Origin of the sequence: Ralstonia flaminis (assembly GCF_958415495.1) — a bacterium.
GTDB lineage: Bacteria > Pseudomonadota > Gammaproteobacteria > Burkholderiales > Burkholderiaceae > Ralstonia > Ralstonia flaminis.
This window is the reverse complement of sequence record NZ_CATZLL010000010.1, coordinates 194,382-211,426: the sequence shown is the minus strand read 5'-3', so window position 1 is coordinate 211,426 and position 17,045 is coordinate 194,382. Positions and strand designations below refer to the sequence as shown.

At 60.0% G+C, this 17,045-nt stretch carries 15 protein-coding genes; 4 read left to right on the top strand and 11 right to left on the bottom strand.

From position 1 onward, the window contains the following. Positions 1-685: 685 nt before the first annotated feature. The 4 genes from R2N11_RS16840 to R2N11_RS16825 are packed head-to-tail and all read right to left on the bottom strand — an operon-like array spanning position 686 to position 4,801. Positions 686-3,085 carry a restriction endonuclease gene (locus R2N11_RS16840; protein WP_004635269.1) on the bottom strand — a complete coding sequence of 800 codons (2,400 nt, stop codon included), beginning with the start codon at positions 3,083-3,085 and terminating at the stop codon, positions 686-688. A gap of 16 nt (positions 3,086-3,101) precedes the next feature. Beyond that, a complete protein-coding gene (locus R2N11_RS16835) occupies positions 3,102-3,956 on the bottom strand; it encodes a DUF5677 domain-containing protein (protein WP_004635267.1) in 855 nt (284 codons plus the stop codon). A 54-nt stretch (positions 3,957-4,010) separates the two neighbouring features. Continuing rightward, positions 4,011-4,196, bottom strand: a complete 186-nt coding sequence (locus tag R2N11_RS16830) for a hypothetical protein (RefSeq protein ID WP_004635264.1) — start codon at positions 4,194-4,196, stop codon at positions 4,011-4,013. Then, a complete protein-coding gene (locus R2N11_RS16825) occupies positions 4,193-4,801 on the bottom strand; it encodes a hypothetical protein (RefSeq protein ID WP_225694715.1) in 609 nt (202 codons plus the stop codon). The genes R2N11_RS16830 and R2N11_RS16825 overlap by 4 nt, the downstream gene beginning before the upstream one ends. Before the next feature lie 196 nt (positions 4,802-4,997). Between R2N11_RS16825 and R2N11_RS16820 the strand changes: the two genes are divergently transcribed. The 4 genes from R2N11_RS16820 to R2N11_RS16805 all read left to right on the top strand — a co-directional run bounded on the left by R2N11_RS16820 (position 4,998) and on the right by R2N11_RS16805 (position 11,875). After that, a complete protein-coding gene (locus R2N11_RS16820; protein ID WP_012435607.1) occupies positions 4,998-7,112 on the top strand; it encodes a site-specific integrase in 2,115 nt (704 codons plus the stop codon). A gap of 718 nt (positions 7,113-7,830) precedes the next feature. Next, positions 7,831-8,529 (top strand): ParA family protein, encoded by a 699-nt coding sequence (locus tag R2N11_RS16815; RefSeq protein WP_012435608.1) that lies wholly within the window; start codon positions 7,831-7,833, stop codon positions 8,527-8,529. Beyond that, positions 8,522-9,598, top strand: a complete 1,077-nt coding sequence (locus R2N11_RS16810; RefSeq protein WP_012435609.1) for a ParB/RepB/Spo0J family partition protein — start codon at positions 8,522-8,524, stop codon at positions 9,596-9,598. The genes R2N11_RS16815 and R2N11_RS16810 overlap by 8 nt, the downstream gene beginning before the upstream one ends. Before the next feature lie 969 nt (positions 9,599-10,567). After that, positions 10,568-11,875, top strand: a complete 1,308-nt coding sequence (locus R2N11_RS16805; RefSeq protein ID WP_012435610.1) for a replication initiation protein — start codon at positions 10,568-10,570, stop codon at positions 11,873-11,875. A gap of 4 nt (positions 11,876-11,879) precedes the next feature. On the opposite strand, the gene R2N11_RS16800 is transcribed toward R2N11_RS16805, so the two are convergent. The 7 genes from R2N11_RS16800 to R2N11_RS16770 all read right to left on the bottom strand — a co-directional run bounded on the left by R2N11_RS16800 (position 11,880) and on the right by R2N11_RS16770 (position 17,039). Continuing rightward, positions 11,880-13,601 (bottom strand): ATP-dependent helicase, encoded by a 1,722-nt coding sequence (locus R2N11_RS16800; RefSeq protein WP_012435611.1) that lies wholly within the window; start codon positions 13,599-13,601, stop codon positions 11,880-11,882. 107 nt (positions 13,602-13,708) lie between these two features. Next, entirely contained in the window at positions 13,709-14,182 is a 474-nt protein-coding gene (locus R2N11_RS16795) for a hypothetical protein (protein ID WP_012435612.1), read from the bottom strand. A 136-nt stretch (positions 14,183-14,318) separates the two neighbouring features. Next, entirely contained in the window at positions 14,319-14,663 is a 345-nt protein-coding gene (locus tag R2N11_RS16790; RefSeq protein ID WP_012435613.1) for a flagellar transcriptional regulator FlhD, read from the bottom strand. A gap of 106 nt (positions 14,664-14,769) precedes the next feature. Next, positions 14,770-15,636 (bottom strand): hypothetical protein, encoded by an 867-nt coding sequence (locus tag R2N11_RS16785; RefSeq protein ID WP_012435614.1) that lies wholly within the window; start codon positions 15,634-15,636, stop codon positions 14,770-14,772. Positions 15,637-15,695: 59 nt separating this feature from the next. After that, the gene (locus R2N11_RS16780; protein ID WP_012435615.1) at positions 15,696-16,313 is read right to left on the bottom strand and encodes an IncC plasmid conjugative DNA transfer DtrJ family protein; all 618 of its coding nucleotides are present in this window, start codon (positions 16,311-16,313) and stop codon (positions 15,696-15,698) included. Then, a complete protein-coding gene (locus R2N11_RS16775) occupies positions 16,313-16,561 on the bottom strand; it encodes a hypothetical protein (protein WP_012435616.1) in 249 nt (82 codons plus the stop codon). Before R2N11_RS16775 ends, R2N11_RS16780 begins: the two co-directional genes overlap by 1 nt. Further along, on the bottom strand, positions 16,533-17,039 hold the full coding sequence (locus R2N11_RS16770) for a hypothetical protein (protein WP_012435617.1): 507 nt from the start codon (positions 17,037-17,039) through the stop codon (positions 16,533-16,535). Before R2N11_RS16770 ends, R2N11_RS16775 begins: the two co-directional genes overlap by 29 nt. Between the last annotated feature and the right edge of the window lie 6 nt (positions 17,040-17,045).

Genomic DNA, 17,045 nt, shown 5'->3' with positions numbered 1-17,045 from the left:
GTGAACAGGAAAGTCAATGAAATCAACGATCTACCAACACCACCTCCGCGCCAGTGCTAGCTTTTCGTACCGTCACTTATTGCACTGAAAACGAGGAGACCCCGATACTCCATGTCTCTCGCGGTCAACGTTTTGTCGCCTGTCGTCAGGCCGTGACCATCAGCATCGGGATCCGTCGTCAGCCAGACCACTGAGTTGCGAATGCTTCCGTCACCATGCTTCACGTGGCCACGCGAAATCCCCATCGAGAGGATCGTTTCGGCGTACGAGACGGACGTGAAATGGTAGAACTTCATCCGCGTTCCTTCATCGTTGTGTGTGTTGATAGTTCAGCAACGCGATTGACCGAATGCGGTGTCAAACGGGTGCCGACAAGCTTTCTTCATTCAATTAGTCGCAACTGTCCTAGGCGCTCCAATCGCTCGCGGTCGGCCTGATCACTATGCTCCGGTGCGACCGGGTGGGCAGCGCCGCAAATCGTGCAGATCCAAAGCTGCACCCGGTGTGCCGCGTCGAACGATGTTACGCCGGCATTTTCGGGAACGTGGTCACGCAGGACGCCACAACTGTTGCAGGCGAGCCATCGTGTGTGGGATCTCATGGGAGTGCTTCGAGGGTTTTGGCCCGTTCGATGATAGCGCGCACGTTCGCAAGGCAAGGTGCTCGCTCATACAGTGAACCAACTTCAATGCCGATTTTGGCGCCACTGAGCAAATTGCTGGCCGTCGATTAGTTCGAAGCCAAACTCGCGCCCGACCTCGGCGGCCCCCGAAGTAAAGCGGCTTGTGGTAATGACGATCCCTTTGCTGGTGCCGCTGCTGCCGCGATCAGCAAAGGCAATGGCCCCATGCAGTTCACGCACGATTTCCGGGCCGACACTGCGATGCGCCGCCCAGCATTTGCATTGTACGATCCAAGATTGGCCGCTCTCGTCAACCGCGTATAGATCGACGCCACCATCGCCATCCCGACTGGCGGCCTGGTGAATCACGCGCAGCCCTCGTTCCCTGAGCAGTTGCATACAATCCCGCTCGAACTCAAACCATGCCGGCCGCGCACCTTCTGGCGCGGTTGATACCTCTTCGTAGATCATGCGCGATGCCGAGCGGCTGCGGTAGACACGCACCCGCTCAGCCTCCGCCATTGCCCCGCGAGTGTGTGGGCGCACGAATGTGAACCCTTCTGGAAGGTGCATTCCATACCGCTGTGCGAGAAAACGCTGAGTCGCCGATGTTGTTGCCGCCCGGCGCAGGTGTTGAGTGACAGCGTGTGGGGCACGACCAGATTCGTGCGCGTGTTGTGTCGCCTGCCGTAGATTGGGCCGGCTATAGCGTACGCGCGGCAGGTACACCACCGTCGTCAAGTCACGGCCACGGCTGCGGCGCGTTGTCGTTCGCGTACCAAACAGCGACTCTCGCTCCTCCACCACAAGAAAGTCCCGGATGATCGCAGCTGCGATCAACTGCAAGCTCAACTCGGCGTCCGTGTTCCACGTCACTTCGCCATCATCATCGCGCGGGCGGATCAAGCGGCCACCTGTTGCGCGCGGCGGATCGCTGGCAATGCCAATCGCGACATGGTGGTAGCGCTGCGCTGCGTCGAGAAATTGGCACGCGAACTCGCCTTGGTTCTCAAAGATCCGCACCGCCACGAATGGGCCGAACGCCACTTCTACTCGTGCGCCCCACGGGATAGTCCATTGCCGAGCTTCCTGTGCTTCGCGCAGCATCGCCTGAATCGTCGCTTCAGCTTCGTCTTCGGTGCCATCGAGCGCGACGCCGCGCATGGCTTCACAGACATCCGACAACGGGACCGGAAAATCGTTTGGCCCGAGGCGCTGGCCCGCGTCAATGAGGTCCAGCATGTCCAGACCGCTGCGCCACATCTCCTCGATGTCGGACAGCGACGCTTCGAGGTTGAACGGCGCACTACGCAATTCCAAACCGTGTTGCCCAGTGTTGGCGAACCAGGGCCGGTGGGTGCCGCCCTGCGTGATCTTGTCATCCAACAGAGCAGCCTCGAACGTCCAACGTGCGGCTTCGGACAACATTTGGTCGCCCGCATCGTTGAGCAGCGGAATCAGCTTGTCGAGCAAACAGAACAGCGCGTACGTGTCATGCAGCACCTCAACACACGCCCGATACGCAGCTTCCGCATCGGGGGCTGGACCCGCCAATGCTGCCAGCCAACGTCCGATCAATGGCGCACGCGCCACTAGCACCCTGCCCTGCTCGGCAATAATGCCCTCACCGAGCCAGTTGCCCTCTTCCGTGACGACCGGTGGTACGCGGTCATATGCCTGTCGCTCTGCAATTCCGCGCACGAAGCCAGCGGCGAGGCGGCGATTCCGATACACCTGCCTGCCCCATGCGACGCGAGCCTTGTCTGTTGCATTTAGGTCGCCTGCCCAGGGCCCGTCATAGTTCAGCTCCGACCAGACGTCTGACGCGGGTTCCGCCCAAAGCGGGATCGCAGGAGCGGCATCGGTTGTGTCAGCCTTTCGTTCGCGCTCGAATGGATCGAATCGCTGACCCTCGCGTGACCCCTGCAGTCCAGGCACCGGATGTTGCCATTGCTGCTCCATGCCTTGGAGTGAGGGAGCGGTTTCCCCAAAACCCGAATGCAACTGCGCCTCAAACCAAACAGTTTGGTACCCCTCCGGCGAAACGGCGATCATGCGAAAGCGACCGCGCTGGCGAATCGCCGCAACCACTGGATCAGCGCTCGGCCGCATCCACCGTGTGTGGGGATGGGGATTCTTTCCCTCTGTCATCAACGTAAAGGAAAACACCATGGAGGGGGTGTTGTTCCAACGCCAACCAATTGCGACGCACGTCCGCTGTCGACGTAGCCGTTGGATGGTGTCACGGTCCTGGGCGATGAACACTATGCAAGCAACGCCATCTTCACCGATCCAGCCAGGTCCGAAGAACCGTTGACCCACCGAGGTTCCCTTGAACGGCTCCGCCAGCGCTTTGACTTGGGCGGCCGTGGCATGTTCTATCGTCGTGGCAACCGCGCGCGCCACCGGCACTCGTTCGTTCCGGGGGAATTGCTTAGCAGGTGGGTTTTGGTCGGCGGGCATAGGCGAATCGGCAAGCTCAGTTCGTTGTGCCATACAGGGCAGACTGGCGATCAGCGGTCAGATGCCACCGCTGGGCAAGGTTGGCCGCTTCGGTGTTGCTGGCCAGGACCGCCTCAGCCTGCGGAAACAAGGCAACGTAGCTCGTTGCAAAGAAGCTCATGAAAACGAGGGCCACGCTTACGAACCTAGCGGCCATCGCCTCCTGGTCGCAAAGCGCTTGTGCATCGCGAATCTGCAGAATGCTGAGCCAGCTCGAGTGCGCGTAGCCGCAGAGGAAGCTGTAGATTTGGCGGATATAGACGGGGTGGAAACCGGCGGCGATGCCAGTGTCGATCCAAGACTGGCCGGCGCGCCATTCGCCCTTCAGAACCTTTTTACGCATCGGTTCGGAATACTGCTGCCAGACGCCGTGGGCTTCGATCTCGATCTGGAGTTGATCGATCCTTGTCTTCTCGTCGGCCAACTTCTGTTGGTGCTCTGGCGCACGTGCCGGATACGCCTGTCGGTCCAGTAGGCCGGCACGACGCCAGATCATATGGCGGAATTGTCGGACCTCCACATCTTTGCTGCCGTAGATGTAGGCGAACGTGAGGTAGGTCTCCAGAGCCGCGCGCGCAAGAATCATCACGGAACTGTGGTCGATGTGAAGATCTGCGCCATACCCGGCAATATCGATTTGGACCGGTTGGGCTATCAGGCGCAGCGAGGCTACGTGGTAACAGAATTTTTTGCCCAGCACTTGCGCATCGTTCATCCAAAGCTGGTCCACCGGGATCTGCTGCCCGGCCTGGGACTCAACGAGCTGCATCACCAACGTGAGCAGGCGCTCAAAGTCCCCCGAAAGATCATGGTTCAGCACTGATGCAGTCATTGCAGATATGAAAAAGCCGCCCGAAGGCGGCTCCTGTAACGTGCGAGTGTGGCCTCAGCCTGCAACCCTTACGCGCCGGCCTGCCAACACCGATCCTGCTACTTTGGGCTCCACTACCGACCGGCGCGCGACCGCCTGTTCGCGCGTCAATTTGGCGAACACGGCGAGGCGCGCGGCGACCTGTTCCGGCTTTTCGGCCAGGAGCGCTTGGCGTCGAATTTTGCGTGCTGTCGGCTTCATGGTTGATCTCCCTTGCGCATTGCGGACAGGACTGCCCCCAGATCGCGCTCAAGTCTCTCAATCTTACCCTTTTTCTCCACGACCCGTGAGTAGCCCAGGCTTTTGTAGAAATCTACCAACTCGGGAATGGGCCGCTGCAATGAGGCCGTCGTGCAGTCAAACGCCGCCGCACAGAATTCCAGGTAGCGCACTGCGATCTTGGCAAAGCGGCCCTGCAGCGGGTTAGGTGCCGGCGCACGGCTGAGCAGGTGGATCGACGCGACCACGTGTCGATTACTGATCCGCCCCAGGATCAAGCCACACAAGACATGCGTGTGATCCGGCAACTCCGCATAAACGGCGGCCTCCACGCGGCGCGGCCGACGGCGAGCCCGTGTCAACTCGCGGGACCATAGCCAGCCTGGGGCATAGCCTCCGAAGGTCCAGCGATCTGCAGCATCGACGTCCGTCCGTCCGATCGGCCGGAAGCGCACCGTTACCCCCTCTTCTACCGCGACGGCCGCGCTGGCCGCCGCGCCTGCCAGCTCGCGACGCTCAGCGCAGCGGCTTTCGGCAGTGTCCCAGTCTTGGCGCTGGGCCGCCATTTTTGAGGTCGGCGACGACATTTCGGTCTGGATGGAGGCTATTGGGCTGATTCTAACATGCCTAAAAGCGCACTCCATCGAGTGAAGTGCGCTTTTTACTGTGGTTGATAAGTATTCTTATCATGTACTGTGAAATTAATGTACGCTTTCGAGAACGTCACTTTTTCGCGTTTTCCAACAGGCCCGGAAACCCAAGCCCGACAACGCTTCGCCGCCCATGGACCCGCTCGACCCCGACCACAACCCTGAACCACCCCCCAGCCTCGAGACGCTGCAAAGTGAAATAAAGCGCACTCGACCCACCCGCCGCCGCGTTGTCGTTCGACGCCACCTCCACCGTGGCCATTTCGCGTTCCTGCGCGCGGTCGTCCAGGGGCTGGATGCCCGGCCGATGTGGGCGCGCTACCTGGCCATCGATGGCGAACTGGAGGCGCAGGCCGAGCTGACGCAGGAGACCTTCGTCGCGCACCCGAAGGTACGGCGCATGACCGCCTGGCTGCGCGCTGAACTGGCGGCGGCCGTGCGCCGCGCCGGCCACTACGGCAAGGTGCGCCTGATCCGCATCGACCTCTCCGGCCTTGCGCAGCGCGGACCCGCGTTGCCAGCGCTGGAGGAGTTCGCGCTGGAGAACGGGCTGGATGACTTCAGCATCGAGGAGCAGCTCGAAGCCTATCGGGAGCGCTTCGGAGACGCGGTGCAGCGGGCCGAGCGCCGGACCAAGCTGATGGAGCGGCAGCTGCGCCTGCTGGCCGACCTGGAACAGGTGCTGGCGGAGCCGGTGCGGGTCGACGACCACTGCCACGCGTGGCTGGCCGCGGGCGTCGCGGATCGGCTGGAGGCCGCCGGCGTAGCCACCATCGGCACCCTGATCGACCGTATCAACAGCCTGGGCGGCGGCTGGTTCCGCGCGCTGCGCGGGGTCGGCGAGAAGAAAGCCCACGCCATCGAGCGCTTCCTGCGCGCGAACGCCGACACGCTGGCGCGCAAACTGGGCGAACACGCCCGGATCCCGCGCCGGCAACTCACCGCGCACGAGCGTGACCGCGTGGTGGCATCCGGCACTGGCCTCCTGCCCCTGGAAAAGATCGTTGTGCCGGCCGCGCTCGACGGCAGTAACGGCCGTTTCCGGCGGCCCCCGGTCGAGTGCCTGCTGGACGCCCAGAACGACTACGAGGCGGTACTCACCTGGCTGCGCTCGAAACCGGGGCTGCCGCCTGCCGAGATCGCCCGGCGGCGCACCGGCCGGCGCGATGTCATCACCGAGCCCGGCCCGCTGGATTGGCTGCACTACCTGTCCAACACCCAGCGCAGTTATCGCAAGGAGGCAGAACGCTTTCTGCTGTGGGCCATCTGGATTCGGCGCAAGCCGCTCTCGTCGATGACGACTGAGGACTGCGTCGCCTACCGCGATTTCCTGGCCGACGTGCCCGACGACTGGTGTGCGCCACGCTCTCGGGAACGGTGGACGCCGAGCTGGAAACCGTTCGAGGGCAAGCTGTCGCCCGAGTCGCAGGCCTATGCCCTGACCGTGCTGCAGAACCTGTACCGGTACCTCAACGACAAGAACTATCTGAGCGGCAATCCGTGGGGCGGCGTGCGGGCGACGAATGGTGGCAAACCACAGCTGGACGTTGGGCGCAGTCTGACCGAGGACCAATGGGCGTTTGTGGTGGAGCGCCTGTTCCTGCTGGAGCGCACGTCATCGAACCTGCGGCTGCAGGTCGCCTTGCCCTTGCTCTACGCCACGGGCTTGCGTCTCGCGGAGATCGTGGGAGCGACAACGGCCGACCTGGCATGGCGCAGTCTCGCCCTCCCCCGCTCCGGCGAACGCATGGACGGCTGGTGGCTGACCGTGGTCGGCAAGGGGTCGCGTGTACGTGAGGTGCCAGTGCCCGATGAGGTCGTGCACGCGCTGGGCGCGTACCTGGACTCCCGCGGCTTCCCCAGCGACCCCGCCCAGATTCGTGAGCCGGTGGCCCTGCTCGGCCACGCGACCGATCAGGCTGAGCGTGCGCCGTGGGCAAAGCGGGACACGGCGAGCCCTGCCGCTCCGCTGACGCCGGGTGTGCTCTACCGGCAGATCAAGCGCTTCTTCCAGGCCTGCGCAACCGAGTTGGAGGCAACCGATCCGCAGGGAGCAGCACGGCTGAACGAAGCCAGCACGCACTGGCTGCGACACTCACACGCATCACATGCCATTGCCGCCGGCACGCCGGTCGAGATCATGCAGCAGAACCTGGGGCACAAGTCGCTCGACACCACGACGGTCTACGTGACGTCGGAAGAGGCCATTCGGATGAAGGAGCTGCGGGGGTTTTGGAAGCGTTCGTGATTTTCGAATGCGGGGGCCGCAACTTCCCCGTCTTTGCAGGCTTAGCCGGCACTGTCCTTAAGCTGGCGCCAAGATCAAACGAAGCCCGTCCTTCATTGGGCTAACTTTCAGTATATAGCGAGCCCCCGTGAACCCCTCAATGAGTTGTCACGTGGAAACTCGCCCCGCAAGCATCCCCAGCTGCATTGCTGCAGTTTCCACGTGACAACTTATCAGACGAGTGTCATGCGCACGCAGAATCATGCGACATGTTGTCGCCGACTGCCGCCAGAGACCGTACTTCTGAACCTTCTATTGCATCACATAGATGCTGGATAGTGACGCCAGCAAAGGGGCCCATCGCGTTTCCAGGTGGCAGCTACCAATGGGGTTCGGTAGATCCGTAAAAGTTTCGCCCAGACTTCGCGTCATTGCGATCGCCGATTCGGCTAATAGCTCCAAGTGTTCCCGTCAGCCACGAAGCCCGTTCGCCCGAACCGCACATGCAACGTATGCTTGGCACGAGTTTCCACGTGACAACTGCACTCCAGCGTCAGGAAAGATGTGACGGGTTGTCACGTGGAAACTGGTCGCAAAGTTCAGTCCACAGTGCATGACGAGGATAGTTTCCACGTGGCAACTCATTTACAACGGCTGATGAGAAAAACACTAAGAGAGATAAGAAATTCCTTGAGTTCACAGCAAGTCTCGCTAAAATCACAAAAACCTTGGAGAACCTATGAGCGCATTTACGATTGCAATCGCAAACCAAAAAGGTGGCGTAGGTAAGACAACGCTGAGTCTCAATCTCGCATCTGCCTTCCAATCTGGAGGCACGGACGTCGCTCTAGTCGACGCAGATCCTCAGAACACCTCATTGCGATGGGCAACAAGCGGTGAGGAGCCTCTCAAGATTTCGGTGGCGAGTCTCGCTCCCGCAGGTTCTAAGATCGGAAACGAAATCCAAAAATTGCAAGGCAAATACGATCTTGTCGTTGTGGACTGCCCTGGTAACCTTGAGGACCCGCGAACGCCCGAGGTGCTCGGCATCGCAGATTTCTGCCTGATCCCAATGGGGCCATCGCCGGCTGACTTGTTCAGCACTCTGGCAATGATTAACGAAATCAAGAACATCAAACGGCGCATCAATCCGGAATTAGCTTCCGCACTGATGCTGAACAACATCAATGGCCGTACACGCATGCGAGAAGAAATCCTTTCGCTGCTGAACCAGCAAGACGTTGGTACGCATCTGCTCCAGAGTCAAATTGCCCAACGTGAAATCTATCGGCAGCTGTTTGCTCTTGGGACTACCGCACATGAGTGCGGGCGATACATGAAGGGGTTGAAGGAAGCACGCGCTGAAATCGAGTCGCTGGTCCTTGAGTTGACGCAGCACATCACTCAATCGCGTTCGCAAAAGGTGGAAAATGTCTAAGAATACTAAGGACACTAAAGTGCAAGGCGCCTCGACAACAAAGGGGCAGCCCATCCCAAAGCTCACCCTCGCGAGCGGGCTGATTAAGGGGTTCAAGAACGAGCAGCAGGCCATTCAGACTCGCGAGCGAGAGCAGGAACCGCCTCCGGCTTCCCCTCAGGAGCAAGAATCTCAACCCGTTACCGAGACAACCGCCAACACGGTGGAACCTGCTGCCGGCCCAACTGCGTCCGCAGTTGGTGGGCGCAAGAGCATCGCAATTGCCGATTGCGTCTCGAACCCGTACAACCCTCGCGTCTTCTATCCAGAGGCGAAAATCCAAGAGTTGGCCCTAACCCTTCAAAGGGAAGGCCAAATTGAGGCCATCAAGTTCACGCGCCTACCTCAGTTCCCTGGCAAGTATGTGATCATCGACGGCGAGCGTCGGCTGCGTGCGAAGAGATCGCTGGGCGAGACGCACATCGATGCCGAAGAACGTCATGACGTACTGCCCATCGACCTCTACACCACGGCTTACCGAGCGAACAACGACCACGAGCGGCAGTCAATCTTCGATGACGCGATTGCGTGGCAGCAATTGATCGAGCAACAGGTGGTCGCGGATCAAAATTCGCTGGCTGAGAAGGTCACCAAAGACAAGGCATACGTCAGCAAGGTTCTTTCGCTGAACGCACTGCCGAGAGCCATTCTAGAGCGCATGGCAGAAAGTGCTGATCGTGTGGGGTTGCAGGCGGCCTACTGCCTCAAGTTGATCTTCGACCGTGTCGGGGAGGAAGGCGCTGATCGTCATCTGACGGCAGTTATCGAAGGCAAGAGAACGGTGCGCGAATTGGAGCTCATCTTGCGCAACCTGCAAGGCCCGGGCGCTACCGCGAAGCGAAGTCGCACTCGCTACCACCAGCTTTTCGATTTCAAAGCTGATGGTGTGCAGCGCGGCCAACTTAAGACATTTCCTGACGGCCGAATTAGCTTGGAGCTGAAGGAAATTCCGGCTGATAAACAAGAGGCGCTGGCTGAGAAGCTGAAGGCACTGGTTGACCAAGAGTTGGTAGAGCCATCAGCGGGCTAGCAACAGCACGCTGTATGCAGGTTTTTCAACGACGAGGCCCAGGTGTACCTGGGTCTTTGTCTTTTTTTGACGCTCTCTGAAAGAGACGCAGCGTTTACTTTGTTTACGTAAACACTTTAAACCTTTAAACAACATTTAGGCTCCGGAAACCCAAGCCCAGTAAGGCTTTGCCGGTCATATGGTGCATAGATTTGTGGATTGGGTGAACACCATTGGGGAACGCCGGTTGTGGATTTGGGGCTACGGTGAAAGCCATTGGGGCCAAGGGGTTGTGGATTTGGGGCTTTGGTGAACGGATTTGGGGCGCCGCCAGCGAACCCTAAAGGTGAAAGGATTTGGGGATGGCGAGGGTGAACAGATTTGGGGAGAGCCACCCTAGAGTACAGCCCAGGTGCGACACACGAGACCGTAGGTTGGACCCGCTTGGTGAACGGATTTGGGGAGATGAAAGGTGAAAGGATTTGGGGCGCATGCGAGCAGGCACTCCCGCACAAATCCATGCCTGCAAACATAGGTGAAAGGATTTGGGGATTCCATAGGTGAACGAATTTGGGGTAACCCCGTGAGTACCCACTTCCATCCAGCCCCAGGCTCCCGGGCATAGGTGAAAGGATTTGGGGAGGGGAAGGGTGAAAGGATTTGGGGCAATTGGCTCCGAAAGCGCACCCGAGACGACTTCAAGAGTCTGTCGCCCCTTCCAATGCTTACGAAATGGGCAAATGAGCGCTATGGAGCACAATAGATGGACGGGCAACTGCGGAAAGCCCCCCAAATCCGTTCACCTTTCGAGGAATGCGGGGCCGAAAGCCCGCGTAAAAGGTGAACGTTTTTGGGGAGAGCGAGATCAAGAGTCGAACACTCAGGCAGCGAGCGCTGTCCCTTCCTGGCAACGTAAGATTGCCAAACGAGCGCTATAGGTGAAAAATCTACCCCTAGTTTTTCACCTATAGCGAACCCACCCACTAGGTCATGGCACGCGTACCCGAAGCAAAGAAGGGTTCCCAGATCGCCCTGTTTCAACAACAGGAGGCTCCTGAGCCGTTCAAGAAGGCGGTTCAAGCGATCCACGTTTCACCGGTAGGTAGTGCGCTGTCGCTCCAGCAGCGCCGCATCTTCAATGCACTGATCAAGAACGCCATCGAGCAACGCCTGGCAGGCCGAGAAACAAACAACACGTTTCAGGTCTCTATCCCTCAGATGATGGCAGCGCTCGACCTCACCACGAAGGACAACGCATACATCAAAGAGACCGCAAAATCGTTGATGCGCACTGTCGTGGATTGGGATCAGCTCAATAGCGACGGCACGTCGACATGGACGGGTTCAACACTCATTGCCGGCGCCAAGATTGTGGGCTCCGTCTTGTCGTATTCGTTCGCTCCGCAGATCAGTGAGGAGCTACTGGATCCCCAACGGTACGCAATGATCGACATGCGGATCGCCAAGCTGTTCCGGCGGTCCTATTCGCTTGCGTTGTGGGAGAACACTGTACGGTTCGAACGGATAGGCCTGACCGCACGTATCCCACTGGCCACCTTTCGCAATCTCATACTCGGACGCGAAGAGAGCGAGACCAAATACAAGGAATACAAGATCTTCAAGCGAGCGGTGTTGACGCCGAGTATTGCCGAAATCAATGATGTATCAGACCATGAGATCGAGTTGATCGAGCACAAGGTCGGCCGAACCGTCGGTGAGATTCAATTCAAGATCAGTCGCAAAGTGAGCGCACTGGAGGAGGAGCCTCACCAAGACCTAGTCAACACAGTGGTCAAGTTCGGTGTCCCGCATTCCGAGGCCAAGCGCCTCGTTCGCACGTTCGGAGCCGAACGCATCCTGGAGGCAATCAGCTACACGCGCGCTCGACAAGCGAAGAAGGGTGTTCCGCCGTTGGATAACATCCCGGCGTACTTTCGCAAGTCGCTTACGGAGGATTGGGGCAAGGGCGCGGGCAAGGCTGAGTCTGCCGGAGCTGGTCAACAGCAGCAGAAGCCGTTGGCACGAAGCCCAAAGAATGAAGAGGATGCGCGGGCGCAATACCTCGCAGCTCGCATTCCGCATGCGCAGGGCTACTTTGGGGAACTATCCGCTGACGATCAGTCGGCGATGCTCTCGCGTTACAACGATCAGTGTTCTGTGAAGGAGTTGAAGGTCGTCGCAGGCAAGAAGCCCTCCAAGGCAGCGGAATCGAATTTTTTCGAATGGGTGGCACACGAAACTTGGGGCGAACCCAATGCCGGCGAAATTCTGAACTTCGTGCTGTCGGGAAAAGTCTAGCTGATTATTTCGACACACCGGCTTCAAGAACGAATCGAGAGGTTGGATTCTTCTTCGCCGTGCTCATCTCAAGACGGTCGCGCGCACGGGTCATGGCCACGTAGAACAAGCGACGCTCCTCGGACTCTGTGCTCTTCTCGTTCGGCACCACGGTTTCTTCAGCCCTGATGATGCATACGTGATCCCACTCCAAGCCCTTTGAGTTGTGCATGGTCGTGAGAATCAGCGCGTCGGCCGCCGGTACGTTGTTCTCGCGCCGCAGGAAGGCGATACGATCCGAGAATGGACCGTTGAGGCGGCTCAGCACGTCGTAGGTCGTGGTGACCGCACGCTTGGCGGTGTCTGCTTTGGCACGTTGAGCCATCCACTCGTAGACACCTTCCAGCACGAGCGGATAGAACTTCCGATCGCAGAGACCGCGCCATTCGGCAAGCCGCTTCATCAGCTCCCGGTACGTGTCCGCGGTGCTCTCGGCCAGGCCCATCTCGACCAGCTCCTTGCGCGGCCGCTGCTCAAGACTGGGACCGATCCGGCTGTGCAACGTCTTGAGGTCTTGCGCTCCGACGCCAGCGAACGCCAGCACGGCATCGAGGCCGTTGGTCTTCGTTTTCTGGATGAGTTCGAGCAGGTTGCACATTAGCGCGGCCTCGGCCCGGCTCAGGATTGATTTGCCGGACGCTCGGAAATACTTCACGCCATGGGAGCGGCAGACGGCCTCAACTGGGTCGAGGATACGGTTCGTTCTTGCCAGGATCGCTGCCGATTTGCTGGCGCGCATCGACGCTGCGAGGGCCTCCACTGCGTTCACGGCCTCGGCATATTCGTCATCGAAGCGCCGAAACGAGATGTGGCCGCCGGGGCCACGCGCGGCGACCAGATCTTTGCGGATGCGCTCCTTGTTGTTCCGAATGACGTTGTCGGCAGCGGCGAGGATTTCTGACTTGCAGCGATAGTTCTCCCCCAGAATCACGGGACGCGCGTCGAACTCCTTGATGAACGACTCCATGCCTCGGAATCCGAGCGCGGCCCTGAAGCCGTAGATGCTTTGGTCATCGTCACCGACTACGGTCACGATCGAGCCACTGCGCGCGTGCTGCGCGACCCACTGGTATTGCAGCGGATCGGTGTCCTGGAACTCATCGACCAGCAGGTGCGTGAAAGGGTAGGGCGAGATGGTTCCGCGCTCCATGCCCTCGATGGCCATACAGAGCATGTCCTGGAAGTCGAGCTTCCCGTTCCGCGCCAGCGCTTGTTGGTATGCCGAATACAGGCGCTCCTCAACGCTGCCAGGCGGAACCCTGCCGAAGTCCATTTTGATTGCCTCGATGGCGGCCAAAGCGGCTTCTTCCTTCCAATCAAGGTCGGCTTCCTTCAGGGCTTGTGCAACCAGCGCCAACTGGTCCCCCTCGTTGGCGATGTCCTGCTGCTTGCATCCCTTTGGTGTGAGCTGCTTGAACGCCAGCCCGTGAAAGGTCCCTGCCAACAGGCGAGCCTTCGATGCCGGCCCGGCCAGCGCGCGAATGCGCTCCTGCAGTTCCGTGGCCGCCTCCTTGTTGAAGGTCACAGCACCGACCCTGCATGCGGGATCGGCGAGAAGAATGGCTGCCTTGGTCGCAATTGTCTTTGTCTTTCCGGCGCCCGGGCAGGCAACGGCGACACAGTGCAGGCGTAGGTCTGCCACTTCGCGCTGTGACGGGTTCAGTTCGTCTAGGATTGACGTGGGCATCTGAGAAACCAATACGGTGGCCAACCCCGAGCCTGCGATGGCCGATGGGGTCGGCAAGTGGCCTGCGAGCCGGGTGAAGCTTCTGGAAACTCGCAGGCACCCGGGACTTAGGCTCGACGGACCTTCTGAAGCGACGAGCGGAATGCGCGCAGGCTGTCGTTGAAGGACCCAGAGAACAAGTACCAACCCCAGCCCAGAAGCGCGAAGATGCTGTACATCAGCGCCAGATTCATCCCCGCTTCGCGCGCCGAAGCGTCGATCGACTGCTGTTCGAAGCCAAACGTCTTGCACAGGGCCTGCGGCGGGGGCAAGCCTTTGACGGCAGACGTGGTGTCCTTGCATGTCTGCATCGTGATATAGCCAGCCGGAGCCGCCGGATACTTGGCTCTATCAGCGACGGACTGGAGCAGCTCGCGCGGGATCGCGGAGAATGAGAAGTCACTATGGATCGCAAGCAGTAGGCAGAACGCGACGCTCGGCACGACAACCAGCAAGCGGAAAGCCCAACCACCCCAGAATGCGATGTGGCGGACCAGCGTCCATGCGACGGACAGCTTTGTCAGTGTGGCCTGTGAGTTCATGGTGTTCCCAATGGATGTGTAAGCGGTTAGCGATCGAGTGCGTCGCCACTCCATAAATGGCAGTGACTCGCAAAAACCGGCAATCGGCTTCAAAAAATGTCGGTGGAGTAGACCGCTGCGCGCCGAACCCGGGGCGTCACGCAATCGCGGGGGCCGCCTTGCCCGCCGAGGCAGGGCTTTCCAACAGCTCCAGGCGAGGTCCAGCCAACAGCGCAGCGAGCACCCGATCATCAAAGTGGATGCGGCACAAAAACAGATTGGTCTGTGCCATGCGCACGCATGCCTCTTCGTCGAGGGTCAGCAATGCCTCGCCCATCGATTGAGAGATACCCAGCGCAGTTGTCGCCAGGGCTTGATCGGTGGCTAGCAGCCTGCGAGCAAGGCGCAGATACGCGATATTGAGAGATCGAATCTCGCTCAGCAGCGATGTCGCTTCCATGGTGATGTCGTTTGCAGGCGATTCAGGAAATGCCGAGCGCATGTGGCCCGCCGCCGGCGGAACCCTCTGTGCCGATGCGTACGCCGTACCGCCACCAACAGGTGAAGATACGGCGGAGGTCGTCCGGCAGGGCACGAGCGCGCTCAGATCAGATGTTGCGCACGGTGGTCATCAGACGCAGGTGCGTCGTGTAGCAACGAATGGCCAGCGGTTGGAACTTGCGCAGGAAGCGATTCACTTCCTCGTTCACGTCCGACTGATCGCGGATGGCGTTCCACACCATGAAGTCGAAGTGATCCATGGCCCGGTCGAACTTGTTCAGCACGCCCAGAGCCCGCATCGAGAAGGGCGAGTATGCTTCGACCACCATCTCCATCGACGGCTTTGTGACCGACGGCTTCCAGATCATTGCGCCGCTGGATTCCATGTCCTTCTCGCGTGCTGCGCGATAGCCCTCGGCGACGCGCAGCTGCTCATCGACGTAGGCTTCCAGATTGGCCATTTGTGTCTCGAAGTGCTTTGTGATGGTCGACAGCTCCGACGCGGTGAACGTGCTGTGTCCGAAGCGGGTCAGGTTGATGGTCATCCGGTTCATGAACGGCCACCACTGCTCGAACAGGGGCTTGAGGCGCGTGTGGTTGAGTTTGACCATAGTCTCGACAACAGACGCACCCGCGAGCTGACGGGTCAGGATCTGGCGCCCCAGTTCGCGCCGGCGGGACACGATCTTGGCGCGATCATCCGGCGACATTTCGCGGAACATTTTGCGGGTGCGCGCAACCTCGCCCTTCTGGCTGTCCGCGTCGGCCGCCGAGATCAGACTGTCGCGCTGCAGCGCATCGACCGCGCTCTCCATCTCGTTGAGTTCTTGTTCAACGTCGGACGGTGTTGTTGCGCCTGCCGTATTCGCTGCGGCGCTGGATTCAACTTCATCGTTGGGAAGGGTATCCCCGTTCGTCGTCACGGCAACGTCGGAGTTGTCGGCGCCTGCAACCTTATCGATCGTGTTCTGCATGGTGTGCTCCTTAAAATTTGCTCCCAAAATGGGCGCCAGTGGGACGGAATGAAACGCGGCTATCGGCCTACGTGAAACGATGCAGCCATCCGCCAGCCGAGCACGCCCAACACCAGCGCGCCGACTGACCACCACATCGTGTTCAAGGAAAATGGAAACAGGAGGGCGGACGTGCCCAATCCCAGGGTGATGACCGTGGCGTGTGCCGCCACGTGAAAAGCAACGGGGCTTGCGAACCCGGCAGCAGCTGCTTTGATTCGGCGCGAGACGGCACCGTCGTTCATCATGGCCATGCCGAAGACGAAGGCACCGAATGCCCACGAGAGAGCGACGTTCGCGCGGAAGATGCCTCGGTAGATGGACATCCAGAAGTGCCGCAGCCAAGCGTTGCTCATGTCCGTCGCGCCAGCGTCGGAGATATCGGTGCTGTTCGGCAGCGTGGACGTCCACGCCTTCATGGCGCCAGACTCGACGAACCAGTGCCGAAACTGCGTGTTGGTCCGATCCGCAGCCCGCGTCGCCGCGGTGTCTCCCAGGTTCAGTTCAACCGACGCCAGTTCGGCGTCGGAAATCTCGAATGTGGTATCGCCTTCGAGGAAGGGACAGCCGACCGCGAGCATGATCGGGGCAACAAGCGTCCACAGGCGAAGGTGCGAGGCGAAGCGACTGTCAGCCATCAGAGCACCACGCGCAGGATCAGCAACGCCGGCGTCACGATGACGGAAGCCAACCCAAACCAGAACAGCGCCGGTCGGCGAAGTGCGACGCTCTGCAGCGCGAAGCACAGTGCTTCGCGGCCGCGGGCGTACTCGGGCGGAATCTCGGCCAGTTCCTGCAGGTAGCCTCGGGCGGCGAGTTCGATACGGCCGACCGTATCGAGATCGAGCCGGGACACCTTAGCGATGAGCGAATTCTTCAGCGACATCGTATTCCTCGAAATAGCGGCAGAAGACGTGCCCACTGAGCACCCGCGCAGCCATTTGCATGGCAGCGCTGCGCGGCGTCACGTCGTCAGGGCAGGGCTCATCGACCATGCGGCACTGGTAGCCGGCGCTTTGGCGTGCCTCGAAGTCCGGGATGGGTTCCTGCAGTGGTGCCCAGACGTGGTACTTCTCGCCCTTGAACGCGGCGTAGCGCATGGAAAAGATCTCGTGCGAGCGGGTGAAGAGGCCGCGCACGAAAGCAATATTCGCGTCGCCCTCCTTGCGCGCCTGGCGGTAAGCCGACAACGCATCCATCAGCATCTCGGCCACGAGGGGTTCTTCGCGCACGCGAAAATTGACGCCGAGAAAATCGACGACGCGCTTGCAGGAGTCATCCAGCTCCGGGAAGGCGATGAAGACGGGCGCGAGCTTCGACGAAAGCTTGTACTGGTTCACGACTTGTCGAAACAGACTGGGCATGCTGCA

Coding starts and splice junctions, on each gene's coding strand:
- R2N11_RS16840 (WP_004635269.1), bottom strand. CDS start 3,085: ATGCCCGCCGACCAAAACCCACCTGCTAAGCAATTCCCCCGGAACGAA.
- R2N11_RS16835 (WP_004635267.1), bottom strand. CDS start 3,956: ATGACTGCATCAGTGCTGAACCATGATCTTTCGGGGGACTTTGAGCGC.
- R2N11_RS16830 (WP_004635264.1), bottom strand. CDS start 4,196: ATGAAGCCGACAGCACGCAAAATTCGACGCCAAGCGCTCCTGGCCGAA.
- R2N11_RS16825 (WP_225694715.1), bottom strand. CDS start 4,801: ATGTCGTCGCCGACCTCAAAAATGGCGGCCCAGCGCCAAGACTGGGAC.
- R2N11_RS16820 (WP_012435607.1), top strand. CDS start 4,998: ATGGACCCGCTCGACCCCGACCACAACCCTGAACCACCCCCCAGCCTC.
- R2N11_RS16815 (WP_012435608.1), top strand. CDS start 7,831: ATGAGCGCATTTACGATTGCAATCGCAAACCAAAAAGGTGGCGTAGGT.
- R2N11_RS16810 (WP_012435609.1), top strand. CDS start 8,522: ATGTCTAAGAATACTAAGGACACTAAAGTGCAAGGCGCCTCGACAACA.
- R2N11_RS16805 (WP_012435610.1), top strand. CDS start 10,568: ATGGCACGCGTACCCGAAGCAAAGAAGGGTTCCCAGATCGCCCTGTTT.
- R2N11_RS16800 (WP_012435611.1), bottom strand. CDS start 13,601: ATGCCCACGTCAATCCTAGACGAACTGAACCCGTCACAGCGCGAAGTG.
- R2N11_RS16795 (WP_012435612.1), bottom strand. CDS start 14,182: ATGAACTCACAGGCCACACTGACAAAGCTGTCCGTCGCATGGACGCTG.
- R2N11_RS16790 (WP_012435613.1), bottom strand. CDS start 14,663: ATGCGCTCGGCATTTCCTGAATCGCCTGCAAACGACATCACCATGGAA.
- R2N11_RS16785 (WP_012435614.1), bottom strand. CDS start 15,636: ATGCAGAACACGATCGATAAGGTTGCAGGCGCCGACAACTCCGACGTT.
- R2N11_RS16780 (WP_012435615.1), bottom strand. CDS start 16,313: ATGGCTGACAGTCGCTTCGCCTCGCACCTTCGCCTGTGGACGCTTGTT.
- R2N11_RS16775 (WP_012435616.1), bottom strand. CDS start 16,561: ATGTCGCTGAAGAATTCGCTCATCGCTAAGGTGTCCCGGCTCGATCTC.
- R2N11_RS16770 (WP_012435617.1), bottom strand. CDS start 17,039: ATGCCCAGTCTGTTTCGACAAGTCGTGAACCAGTACAAGCTTTCGTCG.